General features: G+C 71.0%; 3 protein-coding genes. All 3 read left to right on the top strand.

The window, feature by feature from the left end; all coding sequences use genetic code 11:
* The first annotated feature begins 4 nt into the window (after positions 1-4).
* The 3 genes from hemA (at position 5) to AB0I68_RS14150 (ending at position 21,669) form a co-directional block, all read left to right on the top strand.
* Positions 5-1,294: a 5-aminolevulinate synthase gene (hemA, locus tag AB0I68_RS14160; RefSeq protein ID WP_363177529.1), complete on the top strand. Its 1,290-nt coding sequence runs from the start codon at positions 5-7 to the stop codon at positions 1,292-1,294.
* Positions 1,291-2,832 carry a long-chain fatty acid--CoA ligase gene (locus AB0I68_RS14155; RefSeq protein WP_363177528.1) on the top strand — a complete coding sequence of 514 codons (1,542 nt, stop codon included), beginning with the start codon at positions 1,291-1,293 and terminating at the stop codon, positions 2,830-2,832. Before hemA ends, AB0I68_RS14155 begins: the two co-directional genes overlap by 4 nt.
* Before the next feature lie 246 nt (positions 2,833-3,078).
* A complete protein-coding gene (locus AB0I68_RS14150; RefSeq protein ID WP_363177527.1) occupies positions 3,079-21,669 on the top strand; it encodes a type I polyketide synthase in 18,591 nt (6,196 codons plus the stop codon).
* Positions 21,670-21,671: the final 2 nt, after the last annotated feature.

The following is a 21,671-nucleotide window of genomic DNA, read 5'->3' as shown; positions in this document are numbered from 1 at the left end:
GTGAATGAACGTTCACCTGGCATCATATCTGAGTGGGAAAACCGCGGAAGACGTTGCTGAAAGCAAGCGCGATTTCCTGGAGATCGGCCGTCGTTCCGGTAAGTACCCCATAGCGAGTGCGCGGCGCAATGGGGTGGATTCCGAAGTAAACGTCTGGTGCAGCAACGACTATCTGGGAATGGGCCAGAATCGCCAGGTGATCGCGGCCATGCAGGCTGCGATCGATACCCACGGCGTAGGCTCCGGAGGTTCCCGGAACATCGGTGGAACCAACCACTATCACGTCCGTCTCGAAAATGAGCTGGCGGATCTGCACGGCAAGGAATCCGCTCTCCTTTTCACGTCGGGGTACACGGCGAACGAGGGATCTCTCTCCGTGCTGGCGGGGCTCCCGAAAGACACCATCGTATTTTCCGACGCGAAGAACCATGCCTCGATCATCGACGGTCTCCGGCACAGCGGTGCGAAGAAGCACGTCTTCAGGCACAACGACGTCGCCCACCTGGAAGAACTGATCGCGGCCGCTCCCGCCGACAGCCCGAAGCTCATCGTGGTGGAATCGGTCTATTCCATGTCGGGCAACGTCGCACCGCTCGCCGAGATAGCCGACATTGCGGACAAGTACGGTGCCACGACCTTCATCGACGAGGTCCACGCGGTCGGCATGTACGGCCCGCAGGGTGCCGGCATCGCCGCGCAGGAAGGCATCGCCGATCGGTTCACGGTCGTGATGGGCACCCTGGCAAAGGGGTTCGGAACGATCGGCGGCTACATTGCGGGACCGGCGGCCCTCGTGGACGCGGTGCGGACCTACTCGCGCTCGTTCGTCTTCACCACCTCGCTGCCGCCGGCGGTCGCGGCCGGTTCGCTGGCGTCGGTTCAGTACCTGCGGTCCTCCGATATCGAGCGGAAGAACCTCTCGGAGAACGCGCAGCTTCTGCACAGCCTTCTGATCGAGGCCGACATCCCGTTCATTTCGACGGACTCCCACATCGTTGCGGCCTTCGTCGGTGATGACGACCTGTGCAAGCGGGCCTCCCAGCTGCTGTTCGAGCAGCACGGGATCTACGTCCAGTCCATCAACGCCCCCAGCGTGCCCGCGGGCGAGGAGATCCTGCGGATCGCTCCGTCCGCCGTGCACGATCAGAGCGACGTCGAGAACTTCGCCCACGCCCTTCACGGAATCTGGAAGGAACTGAACATCCCGACCGCGAGCGCCCGGGACTGGTTCACGTCCGAGCTCCGCGGTGGCGGCGCCCGCACCGCCGCGAAAGACGGACTGCAGGCGGGATGACCATGTCAGTTGCCGGCGTGCTGGCCGACACGGCGGCGCAGCGACCCAACCACTCTGCCCTGATCTACGAGTCCGAGCATTTCACCTACGGGTGGCTGTGGGAGCAGGCGCGTCGCTACGCCTCCGTGCTGCGGGCCAACGGGGTACGGCCAGGAGACCGGGTCGCCATGCTCCTGGTCGACACCCCGCAGTTTCCCGTTGTGTATTTCGGCGTGCTGGCGGCCGGCGCCGTCGCGATCCCGCTGAGCGTCATGTCCACCGCCTCGGAGATCGGTCACGTACTGACCGATGCGGACGCCCGTTTCCTGGTGTGCGCCGCCTCCTTGCTCGCCCAGGCGGGGCAGGCGGCGGAGCCGCTGGGCACGGCGCTCCTCACCGTCGGCCCCGGCCCCGCGGGCACGGTCGACCTGGAGAGCGCGGCACAGGACACGGCACCGATCGACGATTTCGTGGTGCGGGAACCCGACGATGTCGCGGTCGTGTTCTACACGTCCGGTACGACGGGTGAGCCGAAAGGCGTGATGCTCACGCATCGGAACATTCTGTACAACGTCGAGAGGATGGTCACCACTCCGTACGCGTTCCGGAGTGACGACGTACTGCTCGGGTGTCTGCCGCTGGCGCACGGCTTCGGGCAGATCTGCGGCATGCTGACCGGCTTCCGCGCCGGTATATGCATCGTCATGATGCCGAGGTTCTCCGGGCGCGAGGCCCTCGCACTCATGGCGGAACACCGGTGCACGGTGTTCATGGGTGTGCCGACGATGTATTTCAGGTTACTCGATGCGGTGGCCCAGGGAGAGCAGGTTCCTCGGCTCGACCGCGTGTACAGCGGGGGATCGGCGCTTCCGGTCAAGACCCTCGAGGATGTCCGAAGCACGTTCGGATGTCCTGTGTACGAGGGCTACGGGATGACCGAGACCTCTTGCAGCGTGGCCTATCACTATCCCGGCCTGACTTTTCGCTCCGGAACAGTCGGCGTTCCGATCACTGGCGTCACTGTCGGTATAGCTCGGCCGAACGCCGACACGATCGACCTCCTGCCCGTCGGTGAGGTGGGCGAGATCGTGGTGCGCGGTCCGAGCGTCATGGCCGGATATCTCGGTTGCCCGGATATCACCGCCGAGGTTCTGATCGACGGCTGGTTCCTCACCGGCGATCTCGGCAGGCTGGATGGCGACGGCTACCTTTCGGTCGTGGGCCGTAAGAAGGACTTGATTCTGCGTGGCGGCTACAACGTCTATCCGCGCGAAATCGAGGAGATCCTCGTCGGGCATCCGGCCGTGGCGCAGGTGGCGGTCATCGGTGTTCCGCACCCTCGGCTCGGTGAGGAGGTCTGGGCGATCGTCGTGCCTGCCCGGCCGGAGGACGTCACCTCTGGATCGGATGAAGAGATCATCGAATGGGGCAAACAACGTCTCGCCGCATACAAGTACCCTCGTCGGGTCGAATTCACCGACGCTCTCCCGATGGGGCACAGCGGAAAAGTTCTCAAGCGGATGCTCGTCTCGAAATATGAGTCGACCGCCAGCTCGTAGCTGCAAACGAAACGAGTCAACTGTCTGACGGACTCGTTCTTCGGTGCCCTGAAGAACGAGTCCCTTCGAGGTGCTGCCCGGAATCCGACGGGCCCCTCGCTCTCGGAGCCGGCTTTGGCTCGTCCAGTTCCCCATGCGGCTGACCGGCCGCCACAGAATCAAATCGGCGTAGCACCCGCGGCGCGGCTGCGGGTGCTACGCCTCCGCTCAGGCATCGTACGCAACAATAGGTGGGGCGACTCGACCATGGTTGAATTCAAAGCTGACACGTCGACATCGACCGAGGCGATCGCCATCGTCGGTATGTCCTGCCGACTGCCGCACGCGGAGAACCCCGCGCAACTGTGGCAGCTGCTGCGCGACGGCCGCAGTGCGATTGGCGCGCCCCCAGCAGGCCGCCCCGAGCTGCTCTCCCGGCCGGGGGGCTATCTCGAGGACGTCAGCGGCTTTGATGCAGGCTTCTTCGGCATCAGTCCGCGTGAGGCGTCGTCGATGGACCCGCAGCAGCGGCTGATGCTTGAGCTCGCCTGGGAGGCACTGGAGGACGCCAGGATCCTCCCGTCCGATCTTGCCGATAGCCGGACCGGTGTCTTCGTCGGCGTTATTGCCGACGATTATGCTGCCCTCACGCGTCAGCACGGGGTCGAAGGCATCACCCGCCACACCCTGACCGGTCTCAACCGCGGTGTCGTTGCCAACCGGATCTCCTACACCCTGGGTCTGCACGGACCGAGTGCGGCCGTGGACACCGGCCAGTCCTCCTCGCTGGTCGCTGTGCACCTGGCGGTCGAGAGCCTGCGCCGCGGTGAGTCCGCCATGGCCATCGCCGGCGGTGTCAGCCTCAATGTGGTGCCGGACAGCACCCTCGGCGCGGAGCGCTTGGGCGCACTTTCACCAGATGGTCTCAGCTTCACCTTCGACGCCAGGGCGAACGGATATGTACGCGGTGAGGGCGGCGCGTTCGTGGTGCTCAAGCCGCTGCACGCCGCCATGGCAGACGGCGACCCGGTCTACTGCGTGCTGCACGGCAGCGCGATGAACAACGACGGGACGACCGAGGGCCTCACCGTACCGAGTCCGGCCGGCCAGCAGGATGTCCTGCGGCAGGCGTACGAGCGTGCCAAGGTGTCCGCGGAGCAGGTGCAGTACGTCGAATTGCACGGCACGGGTACCAAGCTGGGCGACCCGATCGAAGCGTCGGCTCTGGGCGCGGTGCTCGGTGACGGCCGTGTGGACGGAGCCGAGCTGCGGGTCGGATCGGTGAAGACCAACGTCGGACACCTTGAGGGTGCCGCCGGCATCGTCGGCTTGCTGAAAGCGGCGCTCTGCATCCGTAACCGCGAGCTCGTGCCGAGCCTGAACTTCGAAACCCCCAACCCCGATATTCCGTTCGACGAGTTGAAGCTCGCCGTGCAGCGAAGCGTCGAGGCGTGGCCGCGGCCGGACGAGCCGCTCTACGCAGGTGTCAGCTCGTTCGGTGTGGGCGGTACAAACTGCCACGTCGTGCTGTCGGACTGGCGCACCGAGCTCGCGGCAGAGGAGGAGTTGCCCGGCGCTGAGTCCGGCTCGGGTGTGGTGCCGTGGGTGGTGTCGGGTAAGTCGGCTGAGGCCGTGGCCGGTCAGGCAGGGCGGCTGCTGTCGTTCCTCGAGGGGCGGCCGGGGCTGGATGCCGCGGCGGTGGGTCGTTCGCTTGCGGTGTCGCGTGCTCGTTTCGATCACCGTGCGGTGGTTGTGGGGGAGACGCGCGAGGAGCTTCTGGCGGGTGTTCGGGCGTTGGCTGCGGGTGCGCCTGCGGCTGGTGTGGTGTCGGGCCGTGCGGTGCCGGACGGTGCGGGTAAGACGGTGTTCGTCTTCCCCGGTCAGGGTTCGCAGTGGCAGGGCATGGCGCTTGAGCTCTTCGACTCCTCCCCGGTGTTCGCAGGGCGGCTGGTGGAGTGTGAGCAGGCTCTGGCGCCGTTCACGGACTGGTCGCTGCTGGACGTTCTGCGCGGTGTGGAGGGTGCGCCCGGTTTCGACCGGGTGGATGTGGTGCAGCCCGCGTTGTGGGCGGTGATGGTGTCGTTGGCGGCGTTGTGGCGTTCGGTGGGCATCGAGCCGGATGCGGTGGTCGGTCACTCGCAGGGTGAGATCGCGGCGGCCGTGGTTGCCGGTGCGTTGTCGCTCGAGGATGCGGCGAAGGTCGTCGCGTTGCGCAGCCGGGCGATCGTGAAGCTGGCCGGTACGGGTGGGATGGTGTCGGTGGCCCTACCGGCCGGCGAGGTTCGCGAGCTCATCGCCCCCTGGGGCGGCGCGATCGACATCGCCGCACACAACGGCCCCCTGAGCACGGTCGTCTCCGGCGATCCGGAGGCCCTGGCCGACCTCGTCGCACAAAGCGAGGCCAAGGGATACCGTGCCCGCACCATTCCGGTCGACTACGCCTCTCACTCCGCCCACGTCGACTTGCTGGAGGATGAGCTGCGGGAGCTGCTGGCCGGCGTCACGCCGCGTACCGGTGACATCAGGTTCTTCTCCACTGTCACCGGTCAGCCGCTGAACGGTGAGGAGCTCGACGGCGGGTACTGGTTCCGCAACCTCCGCCGGACCGTCCAGCTGGAAGAGGCCACCCGTGCTCTGCTCGGCGACGGGCATCGCGTCTTCATCGAGGTCAGTGCCCACCCGGTGCTCACCTCGGCCCTCAGTGACACGGCCGACGAGGCCGGCGTCGGCGGCACTGTTGTCGTCGGATCGCTGCGGCGCGACAACGGTGGATGGGACCGTTTCCTGGCCTCGGTCGCAGGGGCCCACGCCAACGGTGTGGGGGTGGAGTGGGAACAGTTCCTGCCGGGTTCGGGTCTGGTGGACCTGCCCACGTACGCCTTCCAGCGTCAGCGTTTCTGGCTGGACGGTCCGGAGATCGGGCCGGTCCAGGTCCGGACCGTCGCGGCAAGGCGGAGCGGTCCTAAGCGGTCCGCGCCGCGCGGCGATGAGCTGGAGCTGGTGCGTGCGCACGTGGCAGCAGTGCTCGGCCACGGATCGGCACGCGACGTGGACGTTGACACGACCTTCAAGGACCTGGGCTTCGACTCCCTCTCGGCCGTCGAGCTTCGGAACGAGCTGAACAGGGCCACCGGGCTGTCGCTGCCCGCAGGCCTCCTTTTCAACTACCCGACCCCGGCCGTACTCGCCGAACACCTCCGTGATGAGCTCCGCGGCCTGGACCAGGACCAGGGCCAGGGCCAGGATGACGAAGCGTACGAGGCCACAGCCCTTGACGAGCCGATCGCCATCGTGGGCATGGCATGTCGGCTGCCGGGAGGGGTCGCCTCTCCGGAGGACCTGTGGCGTTTGGTCAGCAGCGAGGCCGACGCGGTCGGCGGATTCCCGACCAACCGAGGCTGGGACCTTGATTCGCTCTTCACCACCGATCCGGACAGCCCCGGCAAGACCTACGCCGCCAGAGGTGGTTTCCTGCACGACGCGGACCGGTTCGATGCCGAGTTCTTCGGCATCAGTCCCCGCGAGGCGGCGGCGATGGAGCCCCAGCAGCGGCTGCTGCTGGAGACGGCCTGGGAGGCCTTCGAGCAGGCGGGCATCGACCCCGCCGCACTGCGCGGCACCCGCACCGGTGTGTACGTGGGCGCGACGGCACAGGAGTACGGGCCGCGGCTGCACGAGTCGTCCGGCGGGTACGACGGCTACCTGCTGACGGGCAACGCCGCCAGTGTGGCCTCGGGCCGGCTGGCCTACACCTTCGGGCTGGAGGGCCCGGCGGTGACGGTCGACACCGCCTGCTCGTCCTCGCTCGTCGCGCTCCACCTCGCCGCGCAGTCGCTGCGCCAGGGCGAGTCCTCCGTGGCCATCGCCGGCGGTGTGTCCGTCATGGCCACGCCCGGCATGTTCGTGGAGTTCTCCCGGCAGCGCGGGCTGTCGCCGGACGGGCGTTGCAAGGCGTTCTCCTCGTCGGCGGACGGTACGGGCTGGGCCGAGGGCGTGGGTCTGCTGGTGCTGGAGCGGCTTTCGGACGCGGAGCGCAACGGGCACCGGGTGCTCGCGGTGATCCGTGGTTCCGCCGTGAACCAGGATGGTGCGAGCAACGGTCTGACGGCCCCGAACGGGCCTTCGCAGGAGCGGCTCATCCGCGCCGCGCTGGCCAACGCCCGCCTGTCGGCGTCCGAGGTGGACGCGGTGGAGGCGCACGGCACGGGCACCAAGCTCGGCGACCCGATCGAGGCGCAGGCGCTGCTGGCCACCTACGGCCAGGACCGTGAAGAGCCGCTTCGACTCGGCTCGCTGAAGTCGAACATCGGTCACACGCAGGCCGCGGCGGGTGTCGCGGGCGTGATCAAGATGGTCATGGCCATGCGTCACGGGGTTCTCCCGGCGACGCTGCACGTGGACGAGCCGACCTCGCACGTCGATTGGTCGGCCGGAGCGGTGGAGCTGCTGACGCAGGCCCAGGAGTGGCCGGAGCTCGACCGTCCGCGCCGGGCGGGCATCTCGTCCTTCGGTATCAGCGGTACCAACGCACACCTCATCGTCGAGCAGGTCACGGAGACCGAAGCTCCGGTGGAGGAGCTGCCGGTGTCGGGTCCGGTGCCGTGGGTGGTGTCGGGCAAGTCCGGGGCTGCTCTGTCCGAGCAGGCGGATCGGCTGGTGTCGCTCCTGGAGGAGCGGCCGGAGCTGGACGTCGTGGCCGTGGGCCGTTCGCTGGCCGTATCGCGTGCTCGTTTCGATCACCGTGCGGTGGTCGTGGGGGAGACCCGCGAGGAACTCCTGGACGCTCTGCGGGCGCTGACCCCGGGCGAGGCCGTCTCGGCGGGTTCGGTGGCGTTCCTGTTCTCCGGGCAGGGTAGTCAGCGTGTGGGTATGGGCCGTGAGCTGTATGCGGCGGAGCCGGTGTTCGCGGCTGCGTTCGACGAGGTCGTCGGGGCGTTGGACGTCCACCTGGACCGTTCGCTCGCCGGGGTGATCAAGGGTGAGCCGGAGCTGCTCCAGCGGACGGCGTTCACTCAGCCGGCGCTGTTCGCGGTCGAGGTGGCCCTGTTCCGTCTGCTGTCCCACTACGGGGTGACCCCGGATTATCTGGTGGGTCATTCGGTGGGCGAGCTGGCGGCGGCCCATGTGGCGGGTGTGCTGTCCCTTGAGGACGCTGCGCGGTTGGTGTGCGCGCGGGCGCGTCTGATGGAGGGTGTTGCCGAGGGCGGGGCGATGGTTGCCCTGAACGCGGGTGAAGCGCGCGTTGCCGGGTGGCTTGAGGGTCGTTCCGGTGTGGAGGTGGCCGGGTTCAACAGCCCTGCCAGCACCGTGATTTCGGGTGACGAGACGGCAGTGCTCGAAGTCCTGGAGCTGGCTCGCGGGGAGGGTGTGAAGGCGACGCGGCTGAAGGTGAGCCACGCTTTCCACTCCGCGCACCTGGACGGAATGCTGGCGGAACTCACCGAGGTCGCCCGGACTCTGACCCATTCGGCTCCCCGGATCCCGGTCGTTTCGAATGTCACCGGTGAGGTGGTCGAGGAGTTCACTGCCGAGTACTGGGCTGCTCAGGCCCGTTCGGCGGTCCGTTTCGCCGACGGCATCGCCACGCTGGCCGGCCTTGGTGTGACGGCGTTCGTGGAGCTGGGTCCCGACGGGACGCTCGCGGGTCTGGCGGGCGAGTGCCTGGCCGACACCGAGGGCATCGTCGTGGTTCCCCTGCTGCGCAAGGACCGCGCCGAGAAGCGTTCCCTCCTCGCCGCCCTGGGCGCTGTGCACGCACATGGCGCGGATGTGGACTGGGAGCGGTTCCTGCCGGGTTCCGGTGTGGTGGAGCTGCCCACGTACGCCTTCCAGCGTCAGCGTTTCTGGCTGGACGCGCCGCGTTCCGGTGATGCGGCGGGTCTGGGTCTGACGGCTGTGGACCATCCGTTGCTGGCTGCGGTGATCACGGAGCCCGATGGTGATGCGGTGCAGTTCTCGGCCTCGGTGTCATTGTCTTCGCATCCGTGGCTGGCCGATCACGCGATGGGCGGGACGGTCCTGGTGCCGGGGACGGTGTTCCTGGAGCTCGCGGGCACCGCGGCCGAGCAGCTGGGTTACGCCACCGTCGAGGAACTCACCCTCCAGGCACCCCTGATCCTCTCGGAGAGGACGGGCGCTCAGCTGCGGCTGACCGTCGACCGGGCCGACGCGCGCGGCGACCGTCAGTTCACCGTGTACGCGCGGACCGGCGAGGAGCAGTGGACCGCCCACGCGGCCGGCCTGCTCACGTCCTCCGTCCCCTCGCCGGGCGTTTGCCTGGACCAGTGGCCCCCGGCCGATGGCACCCCCATCCCATTGGACGGCGTCTACGACCGCCTCGACGACTTGGGCTACGGCTACGGGCCGGCCTTCCACGGCCTGCGCGCCGCCTGGCGCGCCGGCGACGACCTCTTCGCCGAGGTCGTCCTGCCCGACCAGCTCCACGCCGAAGCCGCGCGCTTCGGCGTGCACCCCGCCGTCCTCGACGCGGTTCTGCACCCGCTCGTGCTGGAGGCCGCGGCCTCGGCGCAGGACGACAGCACGATCCGTCTGCCGTTCTCGTTCTCGGGCTTCGTGCTGCACGCGGTCGGTGCCACGGTGCTGCGCGTCCGGTGGACCCGTACCGGCCAGGACACGGCCCGGCTCGCTCTCGCCGACGGCGCCGGCGCTCCGGTGGCGGTGATCGAGTCGGTCGCCCTGCGGCCGATCGCCCGTGATCAGCTCGCCGTCGCCGGACCGGCCGTGGAATCCCTGTACCAGGTGGCCTGGGAGGCCGTCCCGGCGGCCGAGCCGGTCGCCGACCAGCGGTGGGTCCGGCTGGGCGAGGCGCCCTACGCCGACCTCGCCGCGCTCAGCGCCGCGGTCGACGCCGGAACCGCCGTACCGGAGTTCGTGGTGATCGGCGAGCGGGAACTCGTCGTGGGCACCACCGGTGACGTACTCGACCAGACCCACGCCACGGCGGCGCGCGGGCTGGAGACGGTGCGGGAATGGCTGGCCGCCCCGCAGTTCGCGGAGAGCCGCCTCGTCCTCGTCGTGCCGGACGGCGCGCTGCACACGGCCCCGCTCGTGGGCCTGATCCGTACGGCGCAGACCGAGCAGCCCGGCCGACTGGTCCTCGCCCACGTGGATGAGGGTGGTCCGGAGCTGCTGCCTGCCGTGTTGGCTTCGGGTGAGCCTGAGGTGGCGGTGCGGGGCGGCGGGCTGTTCGTGCCGCGTCTGGCGCGTGCTGCCGGTGTCGTGGCGGGTGCGGTGGAGGGTCTGGATCCGGAGGGTACGGTCCTGGTGACCGGTGCTCTGGGTACGTTGGGCCGTCTGGTGGCGCGTCGGCTGGTGACGCATCACGGTGCGCGGCACCTGCTGTTGGTGTCGCGTCGTGGTGGTGAGACTCCGGGTGCTGCCGAGTTCGTGGCGGAGCTGGCGGAGCTGGGTGCGCGGGCTCGGGTGGCGGCGTGTGACGTGTCGGACTTCGACGCGCTGGCCGGTCTGCTGGACGAGGTGGCGATCGAGCGTCCGCTGACTGCCGTGGTGCATACGGCGGGTGTCCTGGACGATGCGACGGTCGCCTCGCTGTCGGCCGGTCATCTGGAGCGGGTGATGCGTCCGAAGGCGGACGCGGCCTGGAACCTCCACCGCCTCACCGAGTCCCTCGGCCTCGCCTCGTTCGTCATGTTCTCGTCCATCGCGGGTCTCATGGGCAACGCCGGCCAGGCCAACTACGCGGCCGCGAACACCTTCCTCGACGCCCTCGCGCAGCACCGCCGCGCCCAGAACCTGCCCGCCACCTCCCTCGCGTGGAGCCTGTGGGCAAGCGCCGACGGCATGGCCGGAACCCTCGCCGACGCCGACGTCGCGCGGTGGAAGCGGAGCGGAATCGTCCCGCTGACCCCGGAACTGGGTCTCGATCTGTTCGACGCTGCGCTCGCCTCGGCGGAGCCGCTGCTGGTCCCCGCCGAACTCGACCTGGGCGCCCTGCGGGCCCGGGCCGAGGAGAACGCGCTCCCCGAGCTGTTCACCGGCCTGGTCCGCGTCCGCCGCCGGCAGGCGGCCGTCGCCGCCCGCGGCGACGGCACGTCGTGGGTCCAGCGGCTGAGCGCGCTGGCCGCGCAGGAGCGGGCGCAGGCCGTACTCCAGACCGTACGGGAGACCGTGGGGCTGGTTCTCGGGCACGGGGCCGACGCCGACATCGACCCGGCCAAGGCCTTCAAAGACACCGGTTTCGACTCCCTCACGGGTGTCGAACTGCGCAACCGGCTCAACTCGGTGACCGGTCTGCGACTGCCCACCACCCTCGTGTTCGACCACCCCTCGCCCCAGGCGGTGGCGGACTTCCTGCTGGACCGGCTCGACGTGACCGGAACCGCCGTCGTCCCGTCGGTGACCGCCCACGCCCAGGGACTGGACGAGCCGATCGCCGTGGTCGGTATGGGCTGCCGCTACCCGGGCGGGGTTTCCTCGCCGGAGGACCTGTGGCGGCTCGTGGCGGAGGGCCGGGACGCGATCGACGAGTTCCCGTCCGACCGCGGCTGGGACGTGGAAGGCCTCTTCGACCCGGACCCCGAGAAGATCGGCAAGTCGTACACGCGCAAGGGCGGATTCCTCTACGAGGCCGCGGAGTTCGATGCCGAGTTCTTCGGTCTGAGTCCGCGTGAGGCGATCGCGACCGACCCGCAGCAGCGTGTGCTGCTGGAGGTCGCGTGGGAGGCGCTGGAGCGTGCGGGAATCGACCCCGCCTCGCTGCGCGGTTCCTCGACCGGTGTCTACGCGGGTGTGATGTACAACGACTACGGGTCGCGGCTGGGGAGTGCTCCGGAGGGCTTCGAGGGGCATCTGCTGACGGGCACGATCTCGAGTGTCCTGTCGGGCCGGGTGGCTTACACGTTCGGTCTCGAGGGGCCGGCGGTGACGCTGGACACGGCGTGTTCCTCGTCGCTGGTAGCGGTGCACCTGGCCGCTCAGGCGCTGCGCCAGGGCGAGTGCTCGATGGCACTCGCCGGCGGTGTCACCGTGATGTCCACGCCAACGACCTTCGTCGAGTTCTCGCGTCAGCGTGGTCTGTCGCCGGACGGGACCTGCAAGTCGTTCGCGGCTTCGGCGGACGGTACGGGTTGGTCCGAGGGCGCGGGCATGCTGGTGCTGGAGCGTCTGTCGGACGCTCAGAGGCTCGGGCACAACATCCTTGGTGTGATCCGTGGTTCCGCGGTCAACCAGGACGGTGCGAGCAACGGCCTCACCGCCCCCAACGGGCCCTCGCAGGAACGCGTCATGCGCCAGGCCCTCGCCAACGCCCGCCTCGCTCCGCACGAGGTGGACGCGGTCGAGGCGCACGGCACCGGTACCCGGCTCGGTGACCCGATCGAGGCCAACGCGCTGCTGGCCACCTACGGCCAGGACCGCGCAGAGCCGCTGCGTCTGGGATCGATCAAGTCGAACATCGGTCACACGCAGGCTGCCGCGGGTGTCGCGGGCATCATCAAGATGCTGATGGCGATGCGTAACGGGGAGCTTCCGGCGACGCTGCACGTGGACGAGCCGACGCCGCACGTCGACTGGTCGACGGGTGCGGTGGAGCTGGTCACCGAGCGTCGGGCGTGGCCGGAGGTGGCGCGTCCGCGTCGCGCGGCCGTGTCCTCGTTCGGTATCAGCGGTACGAACGCGCATGTGGTCCTGGAGCAGGGCCCGGAGCCGGTCGTGGCCGGTGAGCCGGTGGTGGCGGGGCTTCCGCTGGTGGTCTCGGCGAAGAGCGAGGCGGCCCTGGCGGCGCGTGCCGGCCAGGTGCGTGAGCTGCTGGCCTCGGAGATCGCCGATCCGGCGCGGGTGGCTTCGGCTCTCGCGACCCGGGTCCCGCACCTCCCCTTCCGGGCGACGGTTTCGGGCTCCGGCCGGGATGAGCTGTTGGCGGGTCTTGAGGCGCTGGCCTCGGGTGGGTCCGCGGCGAACCTGGTGCAGGGTGCGGTCACGGGCTCGGGCAAGACGGTGTTCGTGTTCCCGGGTCAGGGTTCGCAGTGGCAGGGCATGGCTCTGGAACTCCTCGACTCCTCCCCGGTGTTCGCAGGGCGGCTGGTGGAGTGTGAGCGGGCGTTGGCGCCGTTCACGGACTGGTCGCTGCTGGACGTCCTGCGTGGTGTGGAGGGTGCGCCCGGTTTCGACCGGGTGGAGGTGGTGCAGCCGGCGCTGTGGGCGGTGATGGTGTCCCTGGCCGCGTTGTGGCGTTCGGTGGGCATCGAGCCGGATGCGGTGGTCGGTCACTCGCAGGGTGAGATCGCGGCGGCCGCGGTGTCGGGGGCGCTGTCGCTGGACGACGCGGCGAAGGTCGTGGCGTTGCGCAGCCGGGCGATCGTGAAGCTGGCGGGTACGGGCGGGATGGTCTCGGTGGCCCTGCCGGCCGGCGAGGTCCGCGAGCTCATCACCCGTTGGGACGGCGCCATCGACATCGCCGCACACAACGGCCCGCGTTCCGTGGTGGTCGCCGGAGAGGTGACCGCTCTCGAGGAGATGGTCGCCCACTGCAAGGACAACAACATGCGCGCCAAGCGCATCCCGGTCGACTACGCCTCCCACTCCGCGCACGTCGAAAGCCTGCGGGACGAGCTTCTCGACGCCCTGTCCTCGCTCACCCCGCGCGCCGTCAAGGTGCCCTTCCTCTCCACCGTCACCGGGCAGCCGCTGGACGGCACGGAGCTCGACGGCTCGTACTGGTTCCGCAACCTCCGCCAGACCGTCCAGCTGGAGGAGGCCACCCGGACCCTGCTCGACCAGGGCCACCGCGTCTTCATCGAGGCCAGCGCCCACCCGGTGCTGACCATCGCGCTCCAGGAGACGATCGACGACACGTCGTACGACAGCGCCGTCACCGTGCCCTCGCTCCACCGTGACGAGGGCGGACTCGACGACTTCCTCGCCTCCGCGGCGCAAGCCCACGTCTCGGGTGCCCCGCTCGACTGGGCTGCCGTGGTCGGCGGACCCGGTGCGGTCGTCGACCTGCCGACCTACCCCTTCCAGCGCCGGCGCCACTGGCTGGAGGGCCCGGCGCCGGCCGGGGACGCGGGCGGGCTCGGCATGGCCGCCGAGCGGCACCCGCTCATCGGCGCCGCGCTCTGGATGGCCGACGAGGACAAGCTGGTCCTGAGCAGCAGGATCGCCCTGAACACGCAGCCCTGGCTGGCGGACCACGCCGTGGCCGGCACCGTGCTGCTCCCCGGTACCGCCTTCGTGGACCTCGCCATCCGGGCGGGTGACCACACGGGCCTCGACCAGCTCGACGAGCTGACCCTCCAGGCACCGCTGGTGCTGGCCGGCCGCGGCGGAGTACAGCTCCAGGTCGTGGTCGACGCTCCGGACGAGGAGGGCCGGCGCGCGCTGTCGGTCCACTCCCGCCCGGAGCCCGAGTCCGACGACGCCGCGATCCACCCGTGGACCCTGCACGCCACCGGCGTACTGGGTCACGCGCAAGGGCGTGCGGGCGTACCGGCCGACACCGCCTGGCCCCCGGCCGGCGCCGAGCCGGTCGACCTGACGGCGGCGTACGACACGCTCGCCGAGCGGGGCTTCCAGTACGGACCCGCCTTCCAGGGCCTGCGGGCGCTGTGGCGCGCCGGCCAGGAGATGTTCGCCGAGGTCGCGCTCCCGAAGGACGTCCCCCTGGGCGAGTTCGGGATCCACCCGGCCCTCCTCGACGCCGCCCTGCACCCGCTGGCGCTCGCGGAGGCCGGCCGCCTGGTGCTGCCGTTCGCCTGGACCGGCGTTCGGCTGCACGCGGTGAACGCCAGCGTGCTGCGCGTACGGATCACCCCGGAAGGCTCGGGTGCCGCCCTGTCCCTCGCCGACGCGAGCGGTGCGCCGATCGCGTCGGTGAAGACGCTCAGCCTGCGGGCCGTGGACCCCGCGCAGCTGGCCGGCTCGGGCACCCCCCGCCGGCCGCTGCTCCAGGTGGAGTGGACGACCGCCCCGGAGGCCGCCCCGGCCGCCGGATGGGCCGTCCTCGACGAGTCCGGCCACGGTCTGCCCGCCCCTCTGGGCAGCTACTCGGACCTCGCCGGCATGGTCGAAACCCCGCCGCTCGTCGTGGTCCCCTTCCCCGGCGAGGACGGCCCCGGCGCCGTGGCACACCGGGCCCTGCGGCTGGCCCAGGAATGGCTCGCCGAGGAGCGGTTCGCCGACTCGCGCCTGGTCTTCGTGACCCGTGACGCGACCACCGCCCGCACGGAGGCCGGACTCGGCTCGGCTCCCGTCTGGGGGCTGGTGCGTACCGCCATGGCCGAGAACCCCGGCCGGTTCGGCCTGCTGGACCTGGCGGACTGGGACCTCTCCGAGGCCGAGCTCGGCCGTGCGCTGGCCGTACCGGACGCGCAGGTGAGCCTGCGGGACGGGGCACTGCTCGTACCGCGGCTGGTCAAGTCGCCCACGACGGGCGACACCGTGCCCGCCCTGAACCCCGAGGGCACCGTGCTCATCACGGGCGCCACCGGCACCCTGGGCCAGCTGTTCGCCCGCCACCTCGTCGCCGAACACGGCGTACGGCACCTGCTGCTGGCGAGCCGCCGCGGCCGGGACGCGGCGGGCATGCTGGAGCTGGAGGCCGAACTCACGGCCCACGGAGCCGACGTGTCCGTGGTCGTCTGTGACACGGCCGACCGCATGGCGGTCGCCGCGATGCTGGACGCGATCCCCTCGGAGCACCCGCTCACCGTGGTCCTGCACACCGCCGGCGTCCTCGACGACGGCACGCTGCACGCCCTCACGGCCGAGCAGCTCGACACCGTACTGCGCCCCAAGGTCGATGCCGCCCGGCACCTGCACGAGCTGACGGCCGGCCTGGAACTGGACGCGTTCGTTCTGTTCTCCTCGCTGGCCGGTACGGTCGGCACCGCGGGACAGGCCAACTACGCTGCGGCCAACACCTATCTGGACGCCCTCGCGCACCACCGCCAGGCCCTGGGCCTGCCCGGTACGTCGCTGGCCTGGGGCCTGTGGGCCGAGGGCAGCGGGATGACCGGTCACCTGACCGACGCCGACCTCGCCCGCATGTCCCGGGGCGGCATCGCCCCCATCGGCAGCGAGCAGGGGCTGGCGCTGTTCGACGCGGCCCTCGCGACCCGTCGGCCGGTGCTCGTTCCGGCGCTGCTGGACTACACCGGACTGCGGGCACAGAGCGAGGACGGCACCCTGCCCGCGCTCTTCCACGGCCTGGTGCGCCCGGCGCGGCGCGCCGCCGTCGGCGAGCAGGCGGGCGGGAACTCCCTCCAGGAACGCCTGGCGCCCCTGGCCCCCCAGGACCAGGAGCGCGCGCTGCTGGAACTGGTCCGCGGCGTGGTGGCCTCCGTGCTGGGGCACACCGACGCCGGCCAGGTCGCGCCCGACCGGGCCTTCAACGACCTGGGCTTCGACTCGCTGAAGGCAGTGGAACTGCGCAACCGGCTGAACGCGGCCGCAGGCCTGAAGCTGCCCGCGACGATGGTGTTCGACCACCCGAACACGGTCGAGCTGGCCGGCTTCCTGCGGACCGAACTGCTCGGCTCGGCCGCCGCGGTGGCCGCGGCCGAACCGGTCGTCGGCGCCTGCGACGAGCCGATCGCGATCGTCGCGATGGCCTGCCGCTACCCGGGCGAGGTCAGCTCCCCGGAGGAGTTGTGGGCGCTGCTGTCCGACGAGCGGGACGCCATCGGCCCGTTCCCGAACGACCGCGGCTGGGACCTGGACGGCCTGTACGACGCGGACCCCGACCACCTGGGCACCTCGTACACCCGGCACGGCGGATTCCTCTACGAGGCTCCGCAGTTCGACCCCGAGCTCTTCGGGGTGAGCGCCCGGGAGGCCACCGCCATCGACCCGCAGCAGCGCCTGCTGCTGGAAATCTGCTGGGAGGCCTTCGAGCGCGCGGGCATCGACCCGACCTCTCTCAAGGGCAGCCAGACCGGTGTGTTCGCCGGTGTCATGGCCAACGACTACGCGGCACGCCTGAAGGACGCCCCCGAGGCCCTGGAGGGCTACCTGGCGGTCGGCAGCACGGTCAGTGTCGCCTCCGGCCGCGTCGCCTACACCTTCGGCCTGCAGGGACCGGCGATCACCGTCGACACCGCCTGCTCCTCCTCGCTCGTCTCCGTCCACCTCGCCGCGCAGGCGCTGCGGAACGGCGAATGCGGGCTGGCCCTGGCCGGCGGTGTGACCGTACTGGCCGCGCCCACCCTGTTCGTCGAGTTCAGCCGACAGCGCGGCCTGGCACCGGACGGCCGGTGCAAGTCCTTCTCCGCGCAGGCGGACGGGGCGGCCTGGGCCGAAGGCGCCGGAATCCTCCTGCTGGAGCGGCTCTCCGACGCCCAGCGCAACGGCCGCCGGATCCTCGGCGTGATCCGCGGAACCGCCGTCAACCAGGATGGTGCGAGCAACGGCCTCACCGCCCCCAACGGCCCCTCCCAGGAGCGGGTGATCCGCCAAGCCCTGACCAACGCGGGCCTGACCACCGCGGACGTCGACGCGCTGGAGGCCCACGGCACCGGCACCACGCTGGGCGACCCGATCGAGGCCCAGGCCGTACTCGCCACCTACGGGCAGGAGCGCCCGTCGCCCCTCCTGATGGGCTCCCTGAAGTCCAACATCGGACATTCCCAGGCCGCCGCCGGTGTGGCCGGCGTCATCAAGATGGTCATGGCGATGCAGCACGGGGTGCTCCCCAAGAGCCTCCACATCGACGCGCCCAGCCCGCACGTGGACTGGTCCGCCGGCGAGGTGGAACTGCTCACCGAGGCGGTGCCGTGGCCCGAGTCCGAGCGGCCGCGCCGGGCAGGCGTGTCCTCCTTCGGCATCAGCGGTACCAATGCCCACGTCATCGTGGAGCAGCCGCCGACCGAGGGGACGGTCCCGCCGGCCGAGCCGATGCCGGTCGTGCCGCTGCTGCTGTCCGCGCACAACGACGCGGCCCTGCTGGCGCAGGCCGGCCAGGTGGGCACGGCCCTCGCCGACATCGGGCAGCAGGACCTGGCACCGACGGGCCGGACCCTGGCCGTCGGACGGGCCGGACTGCCGCACCGCGCCGTGGTGGTGGCCTCCACCGCCACCGAAGCGGTCGACGGACTCGCGGCACTGACCGTGCGGGGTACACCCGTGGACGGCCGTACGGCCTTCCTGTTCACCGGTCAGGGCAGCCAGCGACTCGGCATGGGCCGGGAGCTGTACACCGCCTACCCCGCCTACGCCGAGGCCCTGGACGCCGTATGCGAAGAGCTCGACCCATGGCTGGAAACGCCGCTGCTCGACGTCCTCTTCGGTGAGGACCCGGCGCCGCTGGACCAGACCGGCTTCACGCAGGCCGCCCTGTTCGCAACCGAGGTCGCGCTCTTCCGGCTCCTCGAAGGCTGGGGCGTACGGCCGGACTTCCTCGCGGGCCACTCCATCGGTGAGCTGGCCGCCGCGCACGTCGCCGGCGTCCTCTCGCTGGCGGACGCGGCGCAGCTCGTCGCGGCCCGCGGCCGGCTGATGCAGGCACTGCCCGGCGGCGGCGCGATGCTCGCCGTGCAGGCCGAGGAGCAGGAGGTGCTGGCGCTGCTCGCCGGACGGGAGGACCTGCTGGGCATCGCCGCCGTCAACGGCCCCACCTCCGTGGTGCTCTCGGGCGACGCGGAAGCCGTCGACGCCATCGGAGCCGAACTCTGCGCCCAGGGACGCAAGACCAAGCGACTGCGCGTCAGCCACGCCTTCCACTCCCCGCACATGGACGCGATGCTGGACGAATTCCACACGGTCGCGAAGGGGCTCACGTTCGCCGCGCCCACCATCCCGATCGTCTCCACCCTGACCGGGCAGCCGGTCGGCGCCGAGGAACTGACCTCGCCCGAGTACTGGGTCCGGCACGTCCGCCGGCCCGTGCGCTTCCTGGACGCGGCACGCGCCCTGGAGGCCGAAGGCGTACGGACCTTCCTGGAGCTCGGCCCGGACGGCGTGCTCAGCGCGATGGGGCAGGACTTCCTCGACGCGGGATCGCTCCTGGTACCGGTGCTGCGCGGCGGGCGCCACGAGCCGCACACCGCCGTCACCGCCCTGGCCCACGCCCACGTACGGGGCGTGCCGGTGGACTGGCGCGCACTGTTCGGCGAGAACGCCGGACCGGCCGCGGACCTGCCGACCTACCCCTTCCAGCGCCGGCGCTACTGGCTCACGGAGGGGCCCGGCGGCGGCGACGTCACCTCGGCCGGACTCGACTCCGCACGGCACCCGCTGCTCGGGGCCGCGGTTGCGCTCGCCGACTCCGACGGTGTCCTGTTCACCGGCCGGATCTCGGCCCGCAGCCATCCCTGGTTCGCCGACCATGCCCTCGCCGGCACCCTGCTGGTCCCGGGCACGGCCCTGGTGGAGCTCGCGCTCCACGCGGGCGCCGCACTCGGCTGCGCGCGGCTGGAGGAACTCGTCCTCCAGGCACCCCTGGTCCTTCCCGACGAGGGTGCGCTCCAGCTCCAGATCACCGTCGGCGGCCCCGACGGAGACGGCCGCAGGCCCGTCGCCGTCCACTCGCGCGGGGACCGGGAAGGCGACGTCTGGAACCGGCACGCCACCGGAACCGTGGTGGCCGCCGTTCCCGGCGGCCCCGAACCCGACCTCGCGTCCTGGCCTCCGGCCGGCGCCGAACCCCAGCCGGTCGAGGACCTGTACGACCGCCTCGCCGACCAGGGCTACGGCTACGGCCCCGCCTTCCAGGGCCTCCGGGCGGCATGGCGCTCGGGCGAGGACCTCTACGCCGAGGTACGGCTGCCCGTCGACCCTGATGGATTCGCCCTGCACCCGGCACTGTTCGACGCCGCGCTGCACGCACTGCTCCTGGAGGAGTCGGCCGAACTACGGCTGCCCTTCTCCTTCGGCGGCGTCCAGCTGACCGGGTCCCGGACCGGCACCCTGCGGGTCAAGCTGTCGGCCGGCCCGGACGCAACGGTCGCGGTCGGCATCGCCGACGAGACGGGCGCGCCGGTCGCCACCGTCGCCTCGCTCGCCCTGCGGGCCCTGCCGGCGGGAACCGCGCTGACCCGCCCCTCCGACCAGCACGTGTACGCGGTGGAGCGGGCCGGTGTGGAACTCCCCACCGGTGGCGACACGGCCATCGTGGTCCTCGGCGAGGCCGACCTCGGACTCGTCGCCGAGCACCACGCCGACCTCGCCGACCTGGCCGCCTCGACGGCGGACGGCGCGGCCGCACCCGACGTGGTCGTCCTTCCGGTACGCCCGGCCACTCCGCAGGAGACCGGCCGGGTCACGCAGGAGGTGCTGGCGGTACTGCGGCAGTGGCTGGCCACCGACGCGCCGGCCGGAGCGCGGCTCGCCGTGGTCAGCACCGGGGAACTGGCGCACAGCGCACTCTCCGGGCTGATGCGGACCGCCGAGTCGGAACACCCGGGACGTTTCCAGCACGTGATCACGGACGGCCTGCCGGCCGGCCGCGAGCTGCTGGCCGCGGCCCTGGCCGACCCCCGACCGCAGCTCGAACTGCACGAGGGACAGGCCTACGTGACCCGGCTCGCCAAGGTCCCGTACCCGGCCCGGACTTCGGACGTCGACGACGCGTTCGACCCGGAGCGTACGGTGCTGATCACCGGTGGCACGGGCGCACTCGGAGCCCAGGTCGCCCGGCACCTGGTGACCGGCCGCGGCGCCCGACGCCTGCTGCTCACCAGCCGGCGAGGCGGGGCGCAGGACCTGGTCGCCGAACTGACGGCGCTCGGCGCGGACGTACGGGTCGCGGCATGCGACGCGGCCGACCGAGACGCGCTGGCCGGGCTGCTCGCCTCGATCCCGGACGAGCACCCGCTCACCGCGGTCGTGCACGCGGCCGGAGTCGTCGAGGACGCCACGCTGGAGGCCATGAGCCCGGAGAGCCTCTCCCGGGTCCTGCGGCCGAAGGTGGAAGCCGCCTGGAACCTGCACGAGCTGACCGCCGGACTGGAGCTGACGGACTTCGTCCTCTTCTCTTCCGTCGCCGGCCTGGTGGGCAACGCCGGACAGGCCAACTACGCCGCCGGCAACACCTTCCTGGACGCGCTCGCCGAACACCGGCGCGCCGAGGGCCTGCCCGCCGTGTCCCTCGCCTGGGGCATGTGGCAGGACGGCATGGCGAGCGACCTCGACCGTGCCGACCGGGCCAGGCTCGCACGCAACGGGATCCTGCCGATGCCGACCGGCCGGGCACTCGCGGCCCTCGACACGGCCCTCGCCGGATCCAAGGCGCCACAAGCCGACGGCGAGGCGGGGACCCGACCGGTGCTCGCGCCGGTGGCACTCGACCTCGCGGTACTGCGGAGCCTCGGGGACGCATTGCCCGAGCTGTACCGGGGCCTGGTGCGCACCGAGCGCCGAGCCGGCCGGCGCACCTCCGCTCCGGCGGAGATCCCGCTGGCGCAGCGGCTCACGGGCCTGAGCGAGGCGCAGCAGCAGCAGCTGCTGCTCGACTTCGTCAGGGAACAGGTCGGCATCGTCCTTGCCCACCCGGCCCCGCGGACGATCGACGTCCAGCGCGGACTGCTGGACCTGGGCTTCGACTCGCTCACCGCGATCGAATTCCGCAACAGGTTGGACACCGCCGGCGGGCTGCGGTTGCCCAGCACGCTCGTCTTCGACCACCCGACCACGCAAGCCGTCGCCGAATACCTGCGGGGCGAGCTGGTCGGCGAAGTGGCGGACCCGGTCCAGGCGGCCCTGGACACACTCGAGGCCGCTCTCTGGGCCTCCGGCGCGTCGGACAGCGACGGACCGGCAGGAAGGTACACCGCGCGACTGCGCGGCCTGCTCCGGGCGATGGACGGCGGCCCCGACGGCGCCGACCTGGACCTGGCAACCGATGACGAACTCTTCGCAGCACTTGACAACGAACTCGGCAGGTAGAC

Origin of the sequence: Streptomyces sp. NPDC050448 (assembly GCF_040655295.1) — a bacterium.
Lineage (GTDB): Bacteria > Actinomycetota > Actinomycetes > Streptomycetales > Streptomycetaceae > Streptomyces.
Note: the sequence above shows the minus strand (reverse complement) of the source record. Positions and strands in the feature narration are given on the sequence as shown.